We start from the raw sequence: 20,258 nt of genomic DNA, 5'->3' as shown, positions 1-20,258 counted from the left end.
GCGGCAGCGTAAACACCATGGCGCGCCACCGAAAAAGGGTGGCAGCGGGTCTGCAAACCCGTGATGAGAGATGCACCTGTAGTTTGCGCTTGCCCGTCGGCACCGTCCTTAACCGGTGCCGGCGGGCAATCCGTCGGCCTTTCTGGCGGGCGGTGCGTGGGGGTCTTCGGACCCACCGGTCTATGGTGCTATCTCATCCCGGTTTGCAGCCACGCATCGTCCGCCACCTCTTCACGGTGGCGCTGTTAAGCACAGCCACGGAAGCCGACGCCATGAAAGAATCCGACACCTTCTCTTCGTACACCGTTGTTGAGCCCATCAACGACGACACTCCCCTGCCCGACCTGAACTCCCTCCTCGGCATCCTCAAGCGCATGCGCGGCTGCGAGGGTGCAGATGGGCATCCCTGGCCAGAAACGGATGTGTCACCCGGCCGCCGCGTGAGCCTGGCCAGGAGCGAGCGCGCGATGGTTGGCGCACTGACGGTGCTGGAGCTGCTACACGCGGCAGACCGCTGCCGGGTGGCAGCGGAGCCGGAGCGGCATCTGGATGAGGGGGTTGTGGATGGGCTGTTTCTGGCTTGCCGGGGGCTGGTTGAGTGGGCTTGCTGGGAGGTTAGGCCGGAGTGATTTCCCTTGGCAGCGTAGATGTCTGCCAACAAACCCATGGTCCGATTCCGGCCAAGAGCGGACGTACCCTGGAGTGCTGCCCACCTGAAAAAAAGTAGCGGAGGTTCAAACTTCCGTCTATCGCGAAATCCACACAATCAAACTTTCGATCCAGACTCAGCTTTCACTGCCTCAGCCGTAGCGCGGACACCTTTTACGGAGTTCTGCACGCGTCGCTAGTGAAGTCCATACTAGGTATGGACTTCACCTTCTCGATTTCATTCAGTCAATGGGAACGCCCCTTGTATCCAGCCGGCGGCGTCTTTAGAGCTTTTGGAGCCTTGGCTGATGCTGTGGATTTGAAGAGAGAAGGGTCCACTTCAAACACGCTGACGGCGACCTGCTGATTTCCATGGACGTGTGCAATGAGACGCTCGTGCTTGGGTAGCGGCACCTGTGCCGTCGACCCGCCAAACTCGCCCGAATTGGCCAGGACAACCGGTTGGTACATGTGGAAATGCAACGCAGCCACCATATTATCGAAGGTTTGCACATCTTGATTCAATGCCGCCACCAAGAACATATCGGATCTGTCACGAAGGTCGGCCACAAGGTCCAAATCCGTAGCGTCGTAGCAAATGGCTGCTGCAATGCGTGTACGGGTCTTGGACCCAATCGGCAACTCGACCAAGGTCACATGTGGCCGGTGACCCTTCACGCCCATCTTCACCTCATCCTTCATCGGATGCTGCTTGCCTTGCCAGGCATACTGAAATGCGCGTCCGTGGCCCGGCGACTCGGTTCGAATCAGCCACAGGCCTTGATTGACGATGCCGCCAGCCTTGTGTGAATGAAGGAATGTTAAGCCGGTGAAAATGTTAGCTCGGACCTTATCTGATAGCCGTCTCAGCAAAAAGACGTGCTCCGGATGCACGGCCAGCTCCGGGAATAGAATGACATCGACTACCGGGTCATCGCTCTTATCGGATATTTTCGCAGAGCATGCCGATGACCAGGTCTTGAGCTTCTGATGAGTCAACCTACAGATTTCCGCCAGATGGCGGCGATGTTCTGCCAAGGTTCCCGGCATCCAATGCGTTGGATCCTTACCATCAAACTCTTCTCGCCGCGGGCGCATCGGCTGAACGATGGCAACTCGCAGCGGCCGATCCTGCAGGGGTTCATGGTCATCAACCGGCACCACGTACATCGGCGCCTTGCTTCTTGGACCAAACAATCTACGCTGCGACGCGATGCGCTCTTGAATAAGCGCGAGCAATTCGGCAGGTGTCCGTACATCACCTGCTGCCGACGCTGCATTTGTTCGAAACTCCACTCCCGGCCATTGAAGGAGCGTCGAAAGCAGGCTGGAGAGCCAGGGCGACACTGGGCCGGGCTCATCCAGCAACCCACGTCCTGAGTTTAGAAGGCCGAAACGACGTTTGAACCAAGTACTGCGGAGGCCGCTGTACCGACCCACCTCCTCGGTGACAAGGTAGCGACGGCTCGTGAAGTCAAACTCTCCGGTGAGTGCCGAACGCAGGATGCGTCCCAGTCCGTAGAGCCAAGCCTTTTCGGGCACTACCCAGAGAGGACTCTCGTACAGCGGATTAGTTGCATCACCGCCTTCAATTGATTCCACACGCAGGAAGCCTGACTGCTCAGGCATCTCCGATAGCCTTTGCCAATCCTCGCATCGAAGCATGATGTCAACGGAGCTCTTCCCCGCAGACAACTGCTCTTCCACTCCCTGATGTCGAAGTAGTGCATCAGCGAGCATGAGCACAGAATTTTCCTGGTCGAAAGGGTTGTTGGGCTCGCTGATGATTTGCAGGAGGGACTGAACAGCCTTTAATTTGGCCGGATGCCTCCGAGAGTTGCTCGGTCGCTTACTGGCTTGGATCAAGGAGGACGGCACGAACTGGCGCCAGTTCGTCGTCCGCCTCGCATTTAGCGCGGCCATCAACAAGTCCGGACGACTCAGCGCCACAGATTGCACAACAGCCTCTCGAACCCCTTCGTCTTCTGTGCGCCGCAACCCATCAGACAGCCACACGCCGAAGCGACGTACGTTCGGCTGCAGTTGCTGCGCGACAATGGCTAGCGGAATAACATCCCTAAGAGCTTCGCCCCACATGGGTTCAAACAAAGCCACGCGTTGCAATGCAGAGTACGCATTTACCTCGGGGGCAGCTTCGACCATCATAGCGAGTGACGAATCACCGATAGAGGCCAGATAGAGTCGGGCCTGCTGACGGAGATACCATGGTGATAGAATCCTTTCGGTCAAAATGCGACGCGCGATTCCGCCGAGGTCCTCGCGGTAGCTTTGAATATCGACGCCTTGAGGGTACTCTTCCGGATCACGAAATCCCGTTTCTACCGCACCTGCCCGCAATAGGTCTGCCAGAACATATTCTGCTACGCGCACTTGCCTGCGCTGTTCTACGTCCAGATCCGCCTTCACGTCGAAAAGCTTGATGCTGAGTGCCTCGGTGACTGGACTCAACAGGCGGGGGTGAGGGAAAAGATCCAAGCCACAGCGCAGCAACAAGACCAAGGCAGGATTTTCGGCCCAACACTTAACGAGCTTGCGTGCCGTGGATTCGAACTCATGGGACAGCAGCAATCCATTTGTCACATGATCGCCAATCGCCTCGGACGAACCAGCCGGACTTTCGAGGTCTGTCATCGCCAATCGATGGCGCATCAACTGTGCGATGCGTGTCGCGACGAACCGCTTCACGGTGTCGTCTCTCACATCAGTATTGGGAACCGCAACCGTAGCTAATCCCAATCTAGATGGCGCCGGGTCAGCGGCACTTTCAATCTGCTCAGATACCCAAAGTAGACCGTCAAGGCCGCCTGCCGCCTGTGCAAGAGAGTCCAGATCGAACGTTCCGCTCAGTTCTGCGTTAAGCATCTCCATCAGAGCAGACACGTGACTCTGCGCCGAGATTGCTCGATATGAGCTGGCCGCGCACTTTTCTCCAGACAGTTCAAGTGATCTCCGCGCACCGATGCGCTCGCAATGCTCCTTCAGCATTTCGGTGACGTAACTTTTGACATGCTCCAACAATGAGGCTTGGCCAAGCCCGCCAGCCCCACTCTTGGCTTCGACAACGAGACGCATGTCATCAACGTATCTGCAGTAGTCCAGCAACTTGACGTCGTCGCTTATCGTGACCCCATCGGCTGCAGCCTTCTGCATGTCGCGGTCGAAACGAATCAAGTAGGCGTTCGCAAGAAAGCCCGAGGCGACGAGTCCTTGCGGCAACCCAAGTTCAAGTTCCTGATGCTCTTCGCCACGAATCAGCGCAGCCTCTTGCTGATCGCCAGCGCGCCACTTCCACGAGAAGATCTGCGCAGCTCGCTCCCAGAATTGCGGGTCTGCCGCCGCCATATCGGGAAGCCCGTACTCCGCTTGGTGCTCTTCCTCAAAGATCTTCAGCTCTGCAAGCAAGGCATCGCGATCCACATGATCAAAGAACGACTTGATATCCAAAGACACCACGAACAACTCTCGTCGTGGCCTCAATTGCTGCGACAAGTCCGCGCACACGCGGCGAGGGCGTGCGAGAAACGCCCGATAGTCTTGGAAGTACTGGCGATATGTTCTGCTATTTCCCCAAGAGAATTTGGCTCGAGGGCGGACACCAGCATTGGAGCCCCATGTGCAGTGCAGCCGATTGCCATAGCTCACTACCCCGCTTGCGCGCATTTCGCCTACATCTGCGCACGTCGTATCGCCCTGCGCAGACTCTACAGCTTCCGCCAAGCACATCATTACCGCTGTCGCCAAAGTCTGGTCACGAATAGACAGGTGGGCAAGCGGTCGTAGCTTCAGACGTGGCTGTGGCTGTGGCTGTTCCTGTTCTGCCTGCACACCAGGCATCTCTCTGCGGCTTGGCTCGCAAGGCGTCCAATCCTCGAACGTCGGCTCTTCGCCTAGGTCGTTGGGGCTAAGCTCCAACAATTGCTTGAGCGAAGTAATCGTAGGCGCCGGGCGAAAGCACCAACTTGCATTTTTGGGCGCGGGAACGAGCTGCAGATCCTTAGGTCGAAAATCAGCTTGACAAACTTGAGCTGACCATTGCTTTAGCTGATTTTCCAGGTCGATGGTTGAAGCATCTAATTCCAAAACATCCGCATACCAGTTGTGGCGGCGGATGTAGGTATGCGACTTCTTCCATGCCTGTGCGAGGACAACGACATCGCAGAGCTTATCGCCCTTTGGCGGAAGATCTCGATACTCTTCTTTGACAATTGACACTGACTTCCCCTTGTTCTAGTTGCGCATGCGCCCTAACATCTAATTTCAGAAGCGCTAGTTTGCCAACGCTTGGACCAAGCAGGCCCCCGATGGAGCTTCAGAATGTAAGTATGACTCATATTCTGGAGGCGACGCCTCCGGTCTCGAGTAGTGGGCGGGTTTAGAGTCCGTGCTGATGTTATCTCTCTTGCCAGCCAACTGCGCGGCGTACTTGGCGGGCGTCAGCCCACCAAGTGCTCGTTTAGGCCTTTCCTCGCTGTAGTCACGTCGCCAGCTCTCGATGCTGGCCCTGACATGGAGCAACGTCGGAAACCAATGCTCGTTCAGACATTCATTGCGCAGCCGCCCGTTGAAGGACTCAACGTAAGCGTCTTGGTTCGGCTTGTCCGGCCCGATCAGGCGAAGGGCAATTCGCTTCTAGTGAGCTCACGCTACCGTCGCTTTGCCGCAAGAATCCGTGCCATTGTCTGCCTGATCACTTGCGGCAAACCGCGCTGAGCGGCCAATCTGTCCAGCACCCTGGCAACACCCTGCCCGGAAATGGCCCGTTGCACCTCGATGGCCAGTGCCTCGTGGGTGGCGTCGTCAACGATAGCCAGGCACTTGATTACTCGGCCTTCAGCGGTGCGGTCGAACACGAAATCCATCGACCAAACCTGATTGGCGGCGGACGGGCGCAGCAAGGCCTGACGCTCGCCGACAGGCACCCTCTTCCGCTTCCTGCGACGCACCTGCGGGCCTGCCTCCTGATACAGGCGCTCCACGCGCTTGTAGTTCACCACAATCGCCGCGAATCACCCAAGGCAAAGGACTGCCAGATTTTTCCCATCCGTCGACCTTACAAAAACCATGCAGATCGTGTCATGGTTGAACCGTACGCTCGTGCTCTCGCTCTTAACCTACTCATGTAACGACCACCCTCCATGACCCTCCATCACTACACCAATGCCGCCACGCTTCCGCTGATCCTAGCTAATCGGTCCTTGCGCTTCACTCGCTGTGATCTGCTGGACGACGCGTCCGAAGTTCCATTTCGCATGGCTTTACTTGACCAGCGCAAATTCTTCGTCAGCTCATGGTCGCGCGGCACCCATGGCGAGGCAGGCATGTGGGCAAGGTATGGGGACGCTGACCGTGGCGTGCGAATCTCGTTGCCCAAGGTTCGATTCCCTTGGTCGAAACTGAGCGTGGACGTGTCCCGGCCAACGGACCAAATCAAAGAAGACGGCTCACCTCGGATGGTGGGGTTACGCATACGGGAAGTCTACGCTCCGTACGCAGAAAAGACGCTATTCGGGAACGGCTACATGATCGTGCCGTTGGGTTCAGAAATGGAGACGACGTTCGGCTCCGATGTTCTTTACGCCACCGATCCGCTCGGCGAAGTCAAACGCAGGGTGCAACTAACCGATGGAGGCCTGAATCTCGAAGGTGATGCGACGTACGTGGCACGAGTCAAGGGCATCGCTTGGGCGGATCAGGCTGAACACAGATTCGTAATCAGCGCGATGAAAGGACCTGCGATGGTTTACGCTGCGGACCCAAGCGGTTATCTCGCCGCTCTGTTAGACGGCATCGAGGCCGGCGCGGCCACAGGGTTTATCGACTACAGTACGGAAGTACGCTACATCGATGTGCCGCTCGCAGAAGACGCGTTTGAGGATCTGGTGATTACAACCGGGGCGGCGATGCCGTCCGCAGCACGCGAGGATCTTGAACGTCGGGTCAAAGATTTGGCACCGACGGCCGTGTTCGAACAATGCGCGCTTAAGGTCAGGCCGAAGCCCTAACCATTCAGCCCCCATCTACTAGCAGCAACTCGCCTGACAAGCCACTGCGATAGCCACTCGGCTTAAACCGGTGCCCAACACAAAACACGCCACTATTCACCTAGATCAGGTGTCGTCGTTAGGATAATTGTTCCGATGCCAGGCGATCGACCAGGAGCAATTCGGCGCACTTCAATGGATGATATATTTAATGACACTTCAATACTTCGAAAATAGCGACGGCACCCGTCCGAGCCGCCACAAGCAGATGGGCCACCTGCTTGATCTGCTACGCAACAACGGAATTCAAGACCAGCAGAGCCTTCGCGACTGGATCGGCGGGCGCTCGGTCATCAAACACAACGACGCCGAGTTCCAAGTTATCACCGCTAAAGATCTTAGGCTGGACGATGAAAACCGGTGGCACAAGTCTGAGTTCAAGATTCGAGAAGTGATCATTGACTGCGACGAGGTGGTGCTCCAGAACAGCCTCAACATCGTCATCAGGGACTGTGCGTTCATGGGGTCGCTAATCATTGGGAACAAGACCGGAAGCCCCTTCAATCTAACCTTGGATACCGTGGTCGTCGGGGACAGACTAACGGTCTCTGGCAATGGGCTCGTGCGGTCCCCTCTAACCCTGACGGGCGTTCGCTCGCCCCTGCTCCGACTGGACAATTTTCAGTGCGATGAATTGCACTTGAGCGGGTGTGCCTTCGCCTCCACGCAGCTGACGCGGCTCACTTGTAATACCCTGTCAGTGCGGCACAACCAACTCGGCACACTGGAGGTCACCGATGGCAAGTTCAATTCAGTTCATTTCCCCCCTGGGCAAGTGGACTTTCCTTCGTTCTTCAACCTAGCTAAGCCATGGGCATGGCTGCGCCAAAGTTCCACTGCATTCAGACCATTCTGCGTTCCTCCGCGAGAATCGTTTGACGAAGTGGCAGAAAAAATTAGCCGCATGGAGGATATTCGGCGGATTTCCGAGACCTTGGATTTCCTGCAGGAACATTCCGAGGACCGCTTTAGCCGAAGGCACGCGGCGGAGCAGAAATACTTGCGCGCGCTCGCCGAGAGTCCCGGCCACCTCAGCACTGGGTTGATCCTTGTGACGGGAGCATTGGTCAAACCCATGCGTATCGTAGGATTAGCCGCAGCCACGATCGTCCTGTTTTCCTTCGCATTCCTATTCGGCGAGCTGAAATGCGATGGAAAGGACGTCGAAACCTTCTTGGACGCCCTCTATTTCTCGGGCCTGACCTTCACGACAATCGGATACGGAGACATCACACCAACCGGTTTTGCGCGATTCCTCGCGGTGCTTGAGGGGCTGCTTGGAATCGTGCTGTCCAGCGCGCTCGTCGTCAGCTTGGTGCGCCGCCACATCGAGTAGATCCGCTCTGGCACGGATGCGTTGCCTAGCGACTAAAGAGCGCGCGAAAGGATCAAGGCCTGGAAAACTTCGATAGAGAACTCTCCACTTGCTGGAGAACCCTCCTCCGCTTGTGGTGACCTCCACATTTTAACCGCTCTAGTGGAGCACAGACGAGCCCGAACTTTCGCAACTAATTCGAACTCCACCTTCAGCGCATGCTCTAATCTCCCGCGCCGCAAGTGATTCACCCAATCCCTAGCTTTTCGTCGTTCGATTGCGGCTACACATGGATACCTAGTACTGGTGGAGACGTTGCCCGCAGCCAGCCGCTGCAAATCGGTTACCCCACCCAATCGAAACTTAGACGACAAAATGATTGAATGGCTATTCTTCACCTGACGGGGTTGACCAAACTAGTTTGCGCGAAAGCCAAGCAAGAACCACAAACCTCCCAGTGAAATCGGTATACATTCGATAGCCTCCTACAGTAGAAAATCACCGATAAACCGCACTCAAGCTCTATTAGCTATTCCAAACGGAACATGGACAGATGGAGCGACTTCGCTAGCCGAAGCCAAATGCCCTGACTGGTCGTCGAAGAATATGTGCGGCCTCATTACATTAAGAACGAGCTTCTTTTCAACCCCGCCAAGGAAAAATGCATCATTGGCCATGACTCCCCAACTCTTCAAGGTATTTATCGCGCGCTCGTGGGACGGTGCATTTCGAGCAGTAACAATTGACACCCTGAGGCGATTCTTGTAGTTAATGTCGAGCTTCCTCTTAGCCTCCTCGGCCCTCTGGATTCTGGACACCTTCATCAAGAATTCCTTTAGCGGACCACCACCCAACGGCTCCATCACGTTCAACGTTTCATGGGCGTGGAACATGGAAACATCTTTAGTCTCCTGCATCACGGTCTCAGCGCCGTCATCTGCGAGGACGCCATCAAAATCAAATGCGATCCGGAGTGTCTGATCCTCAGGATCATCGATCTTTTTTGAATCCATCACATAGCCAGCCGGAAATCCCTTTGCTATTGCCTCAAGCACGTCACTCTTGTTTGACGACAAAAATAAGGAAATGCTCAGCGCAGGTATGTAGTCGTATGGGGAAAGGCCCTGCTGGAAGATAGCTCGTGTAATGCCAAGCCCGTGATGCTTGATGGAGTTCATCACCCGGAGGCCGGTATCAGGATCGTTCCGCGAAAGCAGGACAACCTCGATCAAAGGCCCTTCATCACTCGCACTCAAGTCATTCAAGGAAAGAAGTCGCTTTATAAATGAGAATGCGATACCTTCGGCAAGCGGCTCATTCTTATTCAACTCTTGGTATTCACGATATTCTTGCTCACCCTTAGTCCTAAATATTTTGTCGGAGTCGCCAAGGTCAAACATAGCACTCGACGCCACGCCTACTACAAGTCGATCTTTAAGCTCATACGGCATCTGCCCCCCCCCTAGATTTAGCAACCCAATTTACAGAGATCTGTGTTTATCAAGTTCCAGGAACTCTTGCAGGAAACTCAAAGATGAACTTCAAAAGCATCTCGACAAACGAGACAAGCTCTTGCGCGTCCGACTTTGACATCAAAGCAATCTCGTGCGTAGCTTCGTTTCCTCGCTTGCGAATATGATCAACCCACCCTCTCCCGTTCGGCGGAATGAATCCACTCCCCGCCAGGAAGTCTATGTAAGCAGCAAAAGTCAACCCTTCCTTCGCACCCTGCTCTACCGCAATATTCATTAAAATTTTTCGACAGGCCAGAACACACGAAGTATAGGCAGCAGCGCTACAACAGTTTCGTGCTTCACGATAGAGCTGATTGACGGAATCAGGCAAGTAATCAACTTGATTCCCGTATGCAACCCCAGGCGTTTGCATTCCCTGGTAATCAAAGCAGGTCGGCTTTTCGCAGCTAGGACAAATATATATCCGACCATTGTCACCACTTGAATAGTAACCACGATCGTTGGCGACACTGTAGCCGCAGTGTCCACACGTGAATCTGCACGACTGTAGCTGCGAGAGGTTCTGCCAAGCCATCCTATACTCCTAAATTGAGTGTCATAACTTTAACAATGTAAAAATACTCATCACAATTTGACTAAACGAGCAAATTCAGAAACAGAATTTAGTTGCAATCCAGGCCAATTAGCTATTGACTCATTCAGTTGCACAGGATCTCAGCAGTGTGCAAATTTCCACCAAACATCGCAAGCTCTCAATATAGTAAAAAAAAAGGGCGCCTCTCGGCGCCCTCGTTCTTTCAACTCATTCCCACTCAATGGTCGCCGGCGGCTTCCCCGAGATGTCATAAACAACCCGCGACACCCCCCGCAACTCATTGATGATCCGGTTGCTCACCGTACCCAGGAACTCATACGGCAGATGCGCCCAATGCGCCGTCATGAAGTCGATCGTCTCCACGGCTCGCAGCGCAATCACCCACTCATAAGCACGCGCGTCACCCACCACGCCCACCGACTTCACCGGCAGGAACACGGCAAACGCCTGGCTGGTCTTGTCGTACAGGTCGGCCTTGCGCAGCTCATCAATGAAGATGGCATCGGCCTTGGCCAGCAGTTCGGCGTACTCGCGCTTCACTTCGCCCAGGATACGCACGCCCAGGCCCGGGCCCGGGAACGGATGGCGGTAGACCATGGTGCGGGGCAGGCCCAGCTCAACGCCCAGGCGGCGCACTTCGTCCTTGAACAGCTCGCGCAACGGCTCCACCAGGCCCAGCTTCATGTGCTCCGGCAGGCCGCCCACGTTGTGGTGGCTCTTGATCACATGCGCCTTGCCGGTCTTGCTGCCGGCCGACTCGATCACGTCCGGGTAGATGGTGCCCTGCGCCAGCCACTTGGCGTTCTTCAGCTTGTTCGACTCTTCGTCGAAGATCTCAACGAACAGGTTGCCGATGATCTTGCGCTTGGCCTCCGGGTCGCTCACGCCTTCCAGTGCGGCGAAGTAACGGTCGGCGGCATTTACGCGCACCACCTTCACGCCCATGTGCTCGGCGAACATCGCCATCACCTGGTCGCCTTCCTGCCAACGCAGCAGGCCGGTATCCACGAACACGCAGGTCAGCTTCTCGCCGATGGCCTTGTGCAGCAGCGCGGCCACCACGGACGAATCGACGCCGCCGGACAGCCCCAGGATCACTTCGTCATCGCCCACCTGTTCGCGCACGCGGGCGATCTGGTCGTCGATGATGTTGGCGGCGGTCCACAGGGTCTGGCAGCCGCACACGTCCACCACGAAGCGGCGCAGCAGCGCCTGGCCCTGCAGGGTGTGGGTCACTTCCGGGTGGAACTGCACGCCGTACCAGCGCTTTTCTTCGTTGGCCATGGCGGCCACCGGAATGCGGTCGGTGGTGGCGGTGATGGTGAAGCCCGGCGGCGCAACGGAGACGTGGTCGCCGTGGCTCATCCAGACATTCAGCTTCGGCTCGCCGCCGTGGTCGCTCAGGCCCTTGAACAGTGCATCGGGGTTGATCACGTTCACTTCGGCGTGGCCGAACTCGCGCTGATCAGCGGCTTCGGTGGCACCGCCCAGCTGCGCGGCCAGGGTCTGCATGCCGTAGCAGATGCCGAAGATCGGCAGGCCGCTGTCGAACACTTCCTGCGGCGCGGCCGGGGCACCCGGCAGCGTGGTCGATTCCGGGCCACCGGACAGGATGATGCCCTTGGCGCCAAACGCCGCGATCTCGGCCGGGTTGTGGTCCCACGCCCAGATTTCGCAGTAGACGCCCAGCTCGCGGATGCGGCGGGCGATCAGCTGCGTGTACTGCGCGCCGAAATCGAGGATGAGGATCTTGTCGTTATGGATGTTGGTCATGGCGCCCCGGCAATGCAGTAGGGAAAACGAAATCAGATTTACGGCGGCAGATGGAGAAAGAGGAACGGGAAGTGCTTCCCCGTTCCTCTTTGCTCGGCCCGCGTCAGGCGCGGTAGTTCGGCGGCTCTTTGGTGATCGTCACGTCGTGGACGTGGCTCTCACGCTGGCCGGCGCCGCTGATCTTCACGAACTTGGGCTTGCTGCGCATGTCTTCGATGGTGGCGCAGCCCACGTAGCCCATGGTGGCGCGCAGGCCGCCCATCAGCTGGTGGATGATGCCGCCCACCGGGCCGCGGTACGGCACGCGGCCTTCGATGCCTTCCGGCACCAGCTTGTCGGCGGTGGCGGCGTCCTGGAAGTAGCGGTCCTTCGACCCCTTCTCCATGGCAGCCAGTGAACCCATGCCGCGGTAGCTCTTGTACGAACGGCCCTGGTACAGCTCGGTCTCGCCCGGCGATTCCTCGGTACCGGCCAGCAGGCCACCGACCATGATGGTCGAGGCGCCGGCGGCCAGCGCCTTGCCGATGTCGCCCGAGTAGCGGATGCCACCGTCGGCGATCAGCGGGATGCGGTCCTGCAGCGCCTCGGCCACCAGATCGATGGCGGTCACCTGCGGCACGCCGACGCCGGCGACGACGCGCGTGGTGCAGATCGAACCCGGGCCGATGCCGACCTTGACCGCGTCCGCGCCGCTGTCCAGCAGCGCCAGTGCGGCTTCGCCGGTGCAGATGTTGCCACCGATGACCTGCACGTGCGGGAAGTTCTTCTTGACCCAGCTGACGCGGTCCAGCACGCCCTGCGAGTGGCCGTGCGCGGTATCGACCACGATCACGTCCACGCCGGCGGCGACCAGCGCTTCCACGCGGCGATCGGTATCGCCACCCACGCCGACAGCAGCGCCGACCAGCAGGCGGGTCGACAGATCCTTGGCAGCGTTCGGGAAGTCGGTGTTCTTCTGGATGTCCTTGACGGTGATCAGGCCACGCAGCTCGAACGAATCATTGACCACCAGCACCTTTTCGATGCGGTTGCGGTGCAGCAGCTGCAGCACTTCGTCAGACGCGGCGCCTTCCTTGACCGTGATCAGGCGATCCTTCTTGGTCATGATGTGGCGGACCGGATCGTCCAGCTCGGTCTCGAAGCGCATGTCGCGGTGGGTCACGATGCCGGCCAGCAGGCCGTCGCTGCCCACCACCGGCACGCCGGAGATGTTGTGCGCCTGGGTCAGGGCCAGCACGTCGCGGATGGTGGTTTCCGGGCCGACGGTAATCGGGTCGCGGATGACACCGGCCTCGAACTTCTTGACCTTGGCCACTTCCGCGGCCTGCTGTTCCAGGCTGAGATTCTTGTGGATGATGCCCATGCCGCCGAGCTGAGCCATGGCGATGGCCAGGCGGGCTTCGGTGACGGTATCCATGGCTGCGGACAGGATCGGAAGCTTCAGCTTCAGGTCTCGGGTCAACCGCGTTTCGAGGTTGACGTCCTTGGGCAGGATGGTCGAGTGGGCGGGGACGAGCGAGACGTCGTCGTAAGTGAGTGCTTCAGCCTGGATGCGCAGCATCGGCATACCCGAGATGTGGGGAAGCGCGACATTTTACCCTGTTTTCGCGCCGCGTGGCAGGGGGTAGATGCGACGCCGTGTCGCGTAGGCGGCGATTGGTTCAGGGGCCAGGCTACCGCTTTGGTGGGTGCCAACCTAGGTTGGCACGATCCGTCCGGCACCGGCACTCCAGATGGGCCGATGGCCCTGATGGATGTGTGCCAACCCAGGTTGGCACCTACCAGGGGCAGGCCAACGGTCGCCCCCACCCCAAAAAGGTCAGCTCAGCGCTTCCGCCGCTTCCAGGGTGTTCTGCATCAGCGTGGCCACGGTCATCGGGCCCACGCCGCCCGGCACCGGGGTGATCCAGCTCGCCCGCTGGGCGGCCGCTTCAAACCCGACGTCGCCCACCAGGCGGCCGTCGTCCAAGCGATTGATACCGACGTCGATCACCACCGCGCCCGGCTTCACCCACTCACCCGGCACGATGCCGGGGCGGCCCACCGCCACCACCAGGATGTCGGCGTTGCGCACGGCCTGTTCCAGCACGTCCTTGGGGGTGAACTTGTGGCAGCTGGTCACGGTGCAGCCGGCAATCAGCAGTTCCAGGCCCATCGGGCGGCCGACGTGGTTGCTCACGCCCACGATGGTGGCGTTGCGGCCGCGCACCGGCTGGTCGGTGTGGCCCAGCAGCGTGGTGATGCCGCGCGGGGTGCACGGGCGCAGGCCGAACTCGCGCAGGGCCAGGTGGCCGACGTTTTCCGGGTGGAAGCCGTCCACGTCCTTGCGCGGGTCGATGCGCTGGATCAGCCGGCGCGCGTCGGGGATGCCCGGCAGCGGCAGCTGGATCAGGATGCCGTTGATCTTCGGATCGGCGTTGAGCTGGTCGATCAGGTCGAGCAGCTCGGCCTCGGTCGTACCGGCCGGCAGGTCGTAGTCATGCGCCTCGATGCCGACCTTCTCGGCGGCGCGGCGCTTGTTGCGCACGTACACGGTCGAGGCCGGGTCGCCACCGACCAGCACCACGGCCAGGCCCGGGCGGCTGCCACCGGCGGCCACGCGGGCGTCGACGCGCACCTTCAGGCTGTCGAGCAGGTCCTCGGCGATGCGGCGGCCATCAAGGATGCGGGCAGGATGCGGGGCGGCGGAATCAGTCATCGGGGGCAGGCGTGGAGCGGCGGGGACGCTATTGTCCCTGATTCAGGCCCCCTCGCCCACCGCAGGATGCGGTCCTGACGGGGTCGTGCCAACCACCGGCTTCGGCAATTCCCTACACGGTAGTGCCGGCCGCTGGCCGGCACCCCCATGACGCCGGAACGTTCGCGCATTTGCCGGCCAGCGGCCGGCACTACCAACCACCGGCTTCGGCAATTCCGAAGACGGTAGTGCCGGCCGCTGTCCGGCACCCCCATGACGTCGGAACGTTTCCGCATCTGCCGGCCAGCGGCCGGCACTACCAACCACCGGCTTCGGCAATTCCCTACACGGTAGTGCCGGCCGCTGGCCGGCACCCCCATGACGCCGGAACGTTCGCGCATCTGCCGGCCAGCGGCCGGCACGACCAACCGCCGGCTTCGGCAATTCCTCACACGGTAGTGCCGGCCGCTGGCCGGCACCCCCATGACGCCGGAACGTTCGCGCATCTGCCGGCCAGCGGCCGGCACGACCAACCACCGGCTTCGGCAATTCCCCACACGGTAGTGCCGGCCGCTGGCCGGCACCCCCATGACATCGGAACGTTCGCGCATCTGCCGGCCAGCGGCCGGCACGACCAACCACCGGCTTCGGCAATTCCCAACACCGTAGTGCCGGCCGCTGGCCGGCCCCCCCATGACGCCGAAACGTTCGCGCATCTGCCGGCCAGCGGCCGGCACTACCAACCGTCGGCTTCGGCAATTCCCCACACGGTAGTGCCGGCCGCTGGCCGGCACCCCCATGACGTCGGAACGCTTGCGCATCTGCCGCCCAGCGGCCGGCACGACCAACCGCCGGCTTCGGCAATTCCCCACACGGTAGTGCCGGCCGCTGGCCGGCAACCCCATGACGTCGGAACGTTCGCGTATCTGCCGGCCGGCGGCCGGCACTACCAAGCGATCAGCGCGCGGGCTTTACTCTTCCTCTTCCGGCACGTCCTGCGGGTTCAGCGTCTTGCTTGCCCGCTTCGGCGCGGTGAACGGCGTCGGCGTCGGCACGCCCTGGCCGGAGTTGCCGAACACCATCTTGGCGCCGGCATTCAAACCACCACCCGCAATTTCCAACTCAAATCGCTCGGCATCGCGGCGGCGGATCTGCTCGGCAATCTCCACCGCGTCATCCTCATCCGCACCCAGCTCCACCAGCGCGGCCTGGCCGAATAGCACCGCCGATTCAAACGTCTCGCGGATCTGGAAATTGACACCGGCATGGATCAGCCGCAGCGAATGCTCGCGGTCGAACGAGCGCACCATCAGCTTGGCCTGCGGGAACTCGTGCGACACCAGTTCGACGATGCGGTCGGCGGCCTCGGCCTTGTCCACGCATACGGCAATCGCACGCGCGGTGGCCGCGCCCGAGGCATGCAGCACGTCCAGTCGCGTACCGTCGCCGTAATAGATCTTGAAACCGAAGCGCGCGGCGCTCTGGATCATCTCCACATCGTTGTCGATGATGGTCACGTCCACGTCGCGCGCCAGCAGCGACTGGCTGGCGACCTGGCCGAAGCGGCCGAAGCCGATCAGCAGCACACTGCCGGACAGGCCCTCGGCCTCGTCCACGCCGTCCATGTTCACCGTCGGCTTCGGCGCGATGCGCTTGTAGACCAGCACCACCAGCGGGGTCAGCGCCATCGACAGCACCACCACCGCGGTGAAGTTGGCATTGATCTCCAGGTTGATCACGCCGGCCGATGCCGCGGCCGAGAACAATACGAAGGCGAACTCGCCGCCCTGCGCCATCAGCACGCCCCGGTCCAGCGCCTGCGCGTGGTCGCTGCCCATGATGCGCGCGACCACGTAGATGCACAGCGCCTTGGCTGCCATCAGCGCCAGCACCAGGCCGAGGATCAGCTGCCAGTTGCCGGCCACCACGCCCAGGTCCAGCGCCATGCCCACGCTGAGGAAGAACAGGCCCAGCAGGATGCCGCGGAACGGCTCGATGTCCGCTTCGATCTGGTGGCGGAAGGTCGACTCGCTCAGCAGCACCCCGGCCAGGAACGCGCCCATCGCCATCGACAGGCCGGACAGCTGCATCAGCAGTGCCGCACCCAGCACCACCAGCAGCGCGGCGGCGGTCATCACCTCGCGCGCCTTCGATTCGGCCAGCACGCGGAACAGCGGATTGAGCAGGAAGCGGCCGACCAGCACCAGGCCGACGATGGCGCCCACGCCGATCGCCACCGACAGCCAGCGCGAACCCTCGCCGTCGGCACTGCCCGCGCTCGGCGCCATCCATGCCACCAGCGCCAGCAACGGCACGATCAACAGGTCTTCGAACAGCAGGATCGAAACGATCTTCTGCCCCGACGGCAGCGCGATGTCGCCGCGCTCGGCCAGCAGCTGCATCACCACTGCGGTGGAAGTGAGCACGAAGCCGGTGGCGCCGATGAAGGCAACCTGCCAGGGGAAGCCGAACAGCTTGGCGATGCTGGTCAGCACCAGCGCACAGGTGACGATCTGCAGCGTGCCCAGCCCGAAGATTTCCTTGCGCAGGCTCCACAGGTGCGAGGGCCGCATTTCCAGGCCGATCACGAACAGGAACATCACCACGCCGAGTTCGGCGGTATGCAGGATCGCCTGCGGGTCGGAGAACCAGCCCAGGCCGAACGGTCCGATCGCCAGGCCGGCAGCGAAGTAGCCCAGCACCGAGCCCAGGCCGGCCCGGCGGAACAAGGGCACCATCACCACCGCCGCGCCCAGCAGGGCGACGACCTTGACCAGCTCGCTGGTCGCTGCTTCTACCGCCATGCGGTGTGTTCCCCAAGATCCAGAATCGGGTTCAACAATAGAGCAATGCCGATGACGGCAATAGCACGCATGTTGCGCCGGATTGTCTTGGAGGTGGAACGATGGTGGGTAACCGCCCCAGCATCATCCCGAAACCATTGCACGTCGCTGCAGATCCACACCCTGCGTGGATGACGCCCGGCCGGATTCACCCACCCCGGCAGAACGCGGCGTAATCGATGTACCCCGGGAACGGCACACCCGGCGCACATACCGGGCACTGCGGGTCCGGCCGGATGCCGGTCTCACGAAATCGCATGCCCAGCGCATCGAAGCGCAGCAGCCGACCGACGAGTGGCTCACCGATGCCCAGCAGCAGCTTCAGCACCTCGGTCGCCTGCAGCACGCCGGCCAGCCCAGGCAGCACGCCCAGCACGCCCGCCTCGGAACAGTTAGGCGCGAACTCCGGCGGCGGCGGCTCGGGGAACAGGCAGCGGTAGCACGGCGCCGCGCCACGCTGGCGGCCGGCATCAAACACGCTTACCTGGCCGTCGAAGCGCTCGATGGCGGCGTAGACCAGCGGTTTGGCGTGCTTGATGCAGGCGTCGTTGAGCAGGTAGCGCAGCGGGAAGTTGTCCGAGCCATCCAGCACCACGTCCACGCCCTCCAGCAGCGCATCCACGTTCTCGGACGTGACCCGCTCGGGCACCGCCTCGACCTCGATCGACGGATTCAACGCCAGCAGCCGCTCGCGCGCCGAATCGACCTTGAGCTGGCCGACGCTGGCTTCGGTGTGCACGATCTGGCGGTGCAGGTTGCTGCGCTCCACGCGGTCGTGGTCGGCAAAACGCAGGAGCCCTACCCCGGCGGCCGCCAGGTAAAAACCGGCCGGCGCGCCCAAACCGCCCGCACCCAGCACCAGCACGCGCGATTGCTGCAGCCGGCGCTGGCCCGCCTCGCCCACCTGCGGCAGCAGCAGGTGGCGCGAATAGCGATCAAAGAAGTCACGGTCGGCGGCGCTGGCCAGCGGCTGCACCAGCGGCAGCGACTGCTCGCGCCAAGCCACGGTGCCGCCGCTCACGGAAGCCACATGGGTGTATCCAGCCTCCAGCAGGCACTGCGCGGCATCGGCCGAGCGCTTGCCGCTCTGGCAGATCAGCAGGATCTCCTGGTCGTGCCGCGGCAGATGCGCGGCCGGGTCGGCCTGCAGTTCGCCCTTGGACACGCCGCGCGCGCCCTCTGCCATGCCGCCGGCCCGTTCGTGCGCCTCGCGCACGTCGATCAGCACGGCGCCATGGGCCAGGCGCTCGCGTGCCTGTGCGGGGGAAAGCTCTGGGATGATCATGGGCGCATTATCACGCACGTGGCGGCAGGCCGCCTTGGCCGATACCTGCAAACATGGGGGAGTGGCGGCTGCTGGCCGGCATGGCCATGAACGCACGGGATGACGCGGGGTTGCCGGCCAGCGGCCGGCACTACCACAAAAAGAAAGGCGGCCCTGCGGCCGCCTTCTCGTGAATCACTTGCCCTTGACGTGCTTCATCAAGCGCCGCTTGGCCTTGATCTGCCGCTCGGTGAGGACGTTCTTCTTGCCCTCGTACGGGTTGGTACCCTCGCGGAAGATGAAGCTCACCGGCGTGCCGATCAGCTTGAAGCGCTTGCGGAAGAAGTTCTCCAGGTAGCGCTTGTACGACTCCTGCAGTTCCTTCAGGCGGGTGCCGTGCACGATGAAGGTCGGCGGGTTGGAACCGGCCGGGTGCACGTAGCGGAGCTTGGAGACATGGCCGCGGATGGTCGGCGGCGGGTTGGTCTCGTAGGCCACTTCCAGCGCCTTGTTCACTTCGCTGGTGGTGAAGGTCTTGTTCGCCGATTCGTGCGCGCGGTGCACCGCACGGAACAGCTCGCGCAGGCCCGAGCCATGCTTGGCCGAGATGCGCACCGACTCGGCCCACGGCACGAAGCCCAGCTTCAGCGACAGCATGGTTTCGGCCTGCTCGCGCTGGTACTCGGTCAGGCCATCCCACTTGTTGATGGCGATCACCAGCGCGCGGCCGGCATCGAGCACGGCACCGAGCACGGTGGCGTCCTGGTCGGTCACGCCTTCGGTGGCGTCGAGCATCAGCACGGCCACCTGGCACTGCTCGATCGACTGCATGGTCTTGACCACCGAGAACTTCTCGACGACCTCGTCCACGCGCGAGCGACGGCGCAGGCCGGCGGTATCGATCAGGCGGTATTCGCGGCCATCACGCTCCAGGTCCACCGCGATCGAGTCACGGGTGGTGCCCGGCACGTCGGAGGCGATCATGCGCTCCTCGCCGAGGATGCGGTTGACCAGGGTCGACTTGCCCACGTTCGGGCGGCCGACGAAGGCGATGCGGATGCGGTTCGGATCGTTGTCCAGCTCTTCGCCGCTGCCTTCTTCCGGCAGGCGCTGGATCACTTCGTCCAGCAGGTCATCCAGGCCCTGGCGATGCGCGGCCGACACGGTCAGCATCTCGCCGAAACCATAACGGGCGAACTCGGAGCGGACGCTGTCCTCGTCGGTACCGTCGATCTTGTTGATCAGCAGCAGCGTCGGGCGAGACAGCTTGCGCAGCCAGGACAGGATCTCGTCGTCCAGCGCCGAGGTGCCCTCGCGGGCATCGACGACGAACAGGATCAGGTCCGCTTCGGCAGCCGCCGCACGCGCCTGGCGGGTGGTGGCACCGGCCAGGCCTTCGTCCTCACCGGCGATACCGCCGGTATCCACGACCAGGAAATGGTTGTCCTCGTCGAGGCGGCAGACGCCGTAGTTGCGATCGCGGGTGACGCCGGGCTGGTCATGGACCAGGGCGTCACGCGTGCGGGTCAACGCATTGAAAATGGTCGACTTGCCGACATTCGGCCGTCCAACCAGGGCGACCAAAGGCAGCATCGCGATTACTCCG

12 protein-coding genes and 1 pseudogene are annotated in these 20,258 nt (G+C 61.0%); 3 read left to right on the top strand and 10 right to left on the bottom strand.

The annotated features are described in order from the left end of the window. Nucleotides 1–272: 272 nt before the first annotated feature. Complete coding sequence (locus LRM18_RS06895) at nt 273–629, top strand: hypothetical protein (protein WP_270952858.1); 357 nt, start codon at nt 273–275, stop codon at nt 627–629. Nucleotides 630–894: 265 nt separating this feature from the next. Here the strand turns inward: LRM18_RS06895 and LRM18_RS06890 are convergent, their stop codons facing one another. Together LRM18_RS06890 and LRM18_RS06885 are read right to left on the bottom strand one after the other, a co-directional pair. Beyond that, the gene (locus LRM18_RS06890) at nt 895–4,881 is read right to left on the bottom strand and encodes a reverse transcriptase domain-containing protein (protein ID WP_270952856.1); all 3,987 of its coding nucleotides are present in this window, start codon (nt 4,879–4,881) and stop codon (nt 895–897) included. A gap of 192 nt (nt 4,882–5,073) precedes the next feature. After that, nucleotides 5,074–5,663 (bottom strand): annotated as a pseudogene (locus LRM18_RS06885) (IS3 family transposase); the annotation flags it as partial. Nucleotides 5,664–5,804: 141 nt separating this feature from the next. On the opposite strand from LRM18_RS06885, the gene LRM18_RS06880 reads away from it, so the two are divergent. After that, a complete protein-coding gene (locus LRM18_RS06880; RefSeq protein ID WP_060380081.1) occupies nt 5,805–6,671 on the top strand; it encodes a hypothetical protein in 867 nt (288 codons plus the stop codon). A 190-nt stretch (nt 6,672–6,861) separates the two neighbouring features. Further along, nucleotides 6,862–8,046, top strand: coding sequence for a potassium channel family protein (locus LRM18_RS06875; protein WP_199130829.1), 1,185 nt, complete (start codon nt 6,862–6,864; stop codon nt 8,044–8,046). A 494-nt stretch (nt 8,047–8,540) separates the two neighbouring features. Here the strand turns inward: LRM18_RS06875 and LRM18_RS06870 are convergent, their stop codons facing one another. The 8 genes from LRM18_RS06870 to der all read right to left on the bottom strand — a co-directional run bounded on the left by LRM18_RS06870 (nt 8,541) and on the right by der (nt 20,245). Further along, nucleotides 8,541–9,476: a 5'-nucleotidase gene (locus LRM18_RS06870; RefSeq protein ID WP_099527236.1), complete on the bottom strand. Its 936-nt coding sequence runs from the start codon at nt 9,474–9,476 to the stop codon at nt 8,541–8,543. Between the two features lie 49 nt (nt 9,477–9,525). Further along, nucleotides 9,526–10,074 carry a DUF4145 domain-containing protein gene (locus tag LRM18_RS06865; protein WP_099596949.1) on the bottom strand — a complete coding sequence of 183 codons (549 nt, stop codon included), beginning with the start codon at nt 10,072–10,074 and terminating at the stop codon, nt 9,526–9,528. Nucleotides 10,075–10,302: 228 nt separating this feature from the next. Continuing rightward, nucleotides 10,303–11,868, bottom strand: coding sequence for a glutamine-hydrolyzing GMP synthase (gene guaA / locus LRM18_RS06860; RefSeq protein WP_005413109.1), 1,566 nt, complete (start codon nt 11,866–11,868; stop codon nt 10,303–10,305). Nucleotides 11,869–11,971: 103 nt separating this feature from the next. After that, nucleotides 11,972–13,429 (bottom strand): IMP dehydrogenase, encoded by a 1,458-nt coding sequence (guaB, locus tag LRM18_RS06855; protein ID WP_075676539.1) that lies wholly within the window; start codon nt 13,427–13,429, stop codon nt 11,972–11,974. Between the two features lie 258 nt (nt 13,430–13,687). Further along, nucleotides 13,688–14,566 carry a bifunctional methylenetetrahydrofolate dehydrogenase/methenyltetrahydrofolate cyclohydrolase FolD gene (folD, locus tag LRM18_RS06850; protein WP_005416247.1) on the bottom strand — a complete coding sequence of 293 codons (879 nt, stop codon included), beginning with the start codon at nt 14,564–14,566 and terminating at the stop codon, nt 13,688–13,690. Between the two features lie 950 nt (nt 14,567–15,516). Continuing rightward, nucleotides 15,517–17,349: a monovalent cation:proton antiporter-2 (CPA2) family protein gene (locus tag LRM18_RS06845; protein WP_270952832.1), complete on the bottom strand. Its 1,833-nt coding sequence runs from the start codon at nt 17,347–17,349 to the stop codon at nt 15,517–15,519. A 187-nt stretch (nt 17,350–17,536) separates the two neighbouring features. Then, nucleotides 17,537–18,673 carry a molybdopterin-synthase adenylyltransferase MoeB gene (moeB, locus tag LRM18_RS06840; RefSeq protein WP_270952830.1) on the bottom strand — a complete coding sequence of 379 codons (1,137 nt, stop codon included), beginning with the start codon at nt 18,671–18,673 and terminating at the stop codon, nt 17,537–17,539. Between the two features lie 174 nt (nt 18,674–18,847). After that, a complete protein-coding gene (gene der / locus LRM18_RS06835) occupies nt 18,848–20,245 on the bottom strand; it encodes a ribosome biogenesis GTPase Der (protein ID WP_057494082.1) in 1,398 nt (465 codons plus the stop codon). Between the last annotated feature and the right edge of the window lie 13 nt (nt 20,246–20,258).

Source organism: Stenotrophomonas sp. PI_27 (genome assembly GCF_027854495.1).
In the GTDB taxonomy this organism is placed as follows: domain Bacteria; phylum Pseudomonadota; class Gammaproteobacteria; order Xanthomonadales; family Xanthomonadaceae; genus Stenotrophomonas; species Stenotrophomonas pavanii.
This window is presented reverse-complemented; position numbering and strand designations above follow the sequence as displayed.

What these genes read in the sequence shown, in the direction of transcription:
- LRM18_RS06895 (WP_270952858.1), top strand. Translation starts at nt 273, where the DNA reads ATGAAAGAATCCGACACCTTCTCTTCGTACACCGTTGTTGAGCCCATC.
- LRM18_RS06880 (WP_060380081.1), top strand. Translation starts at nt 5,805, where the DNA reads ATGACCCTCCATCACTACACCAATGCCGCCACGCTTCCGCTGATCCTA.
- LRM18_RS06875 (WP_199130829.1), top strand. Translation starts at nt 6,862, where the DNA reads ATGACACTTCAATACTTCGAAAATAGCGACGGCACCCGTCCGAGCCGC.
- LRM18_RS06870 (WP_099527236.1), bottom strand. Translation starts at nt 9,476, where the DNA reads ATGCCGTATGAGCTTAAAGATCGACTTGTAGTAGGCGTGGCGTCGAGT.
- LRM18_RS06865 (WP_099596949.1), bottom strand. Translation starts at nt 10,074, where the DNA reads ATGGCTTGGCAGAACCTCTCGCAGCTACAGTCGTGCAGATTCACGTGT.
- guaA (WP_005413109.1), bottom strand. Translation starts at nt 11,868, where the DNA reads ATGACCAACATCCATAACGACAAGATCCTCATCCTCGATTTCGGCGCG.
- guaB (WP_075676539.1), bottom strand. Translation starts at nt 13,429, where the DNA reads ATGCTGCGCATCCAGGCTGAAGCACTCACTTACGACGACGTCTCGCTC.
- folD (WP_005416247.1), bottom strand. Translation starts at nt 14,566, where the DNA reads ATGACTGATTCCGCCGCCCCGCATCCTGCCCGCATCCTTGATGGCCGC.
- LRM18_RS06845 (WP_270952832.1), bottom strand. Translation starts at nt 17,349, where the DNA reads ATGGCGGTAGAAGCAGCGACCAGCGAGCTGGTCAAGGTCGTCGCCCTG.
- moeB (WP_270952830.1), bottom strand. Translation starts at nt 18,673, where the DNA reads ATGATCATCCCAGAGCTTTCCCCCGCACAGGCACGCGAGCGCCTGGCC.
- der (WP_057494082.1), bottom strand. Translation starts at nt 20,245, where the DNA reads ATGCTGCCTTTGGTCGCCCTGGTTGGACGGCCGAATGTCGGCAAGTCG.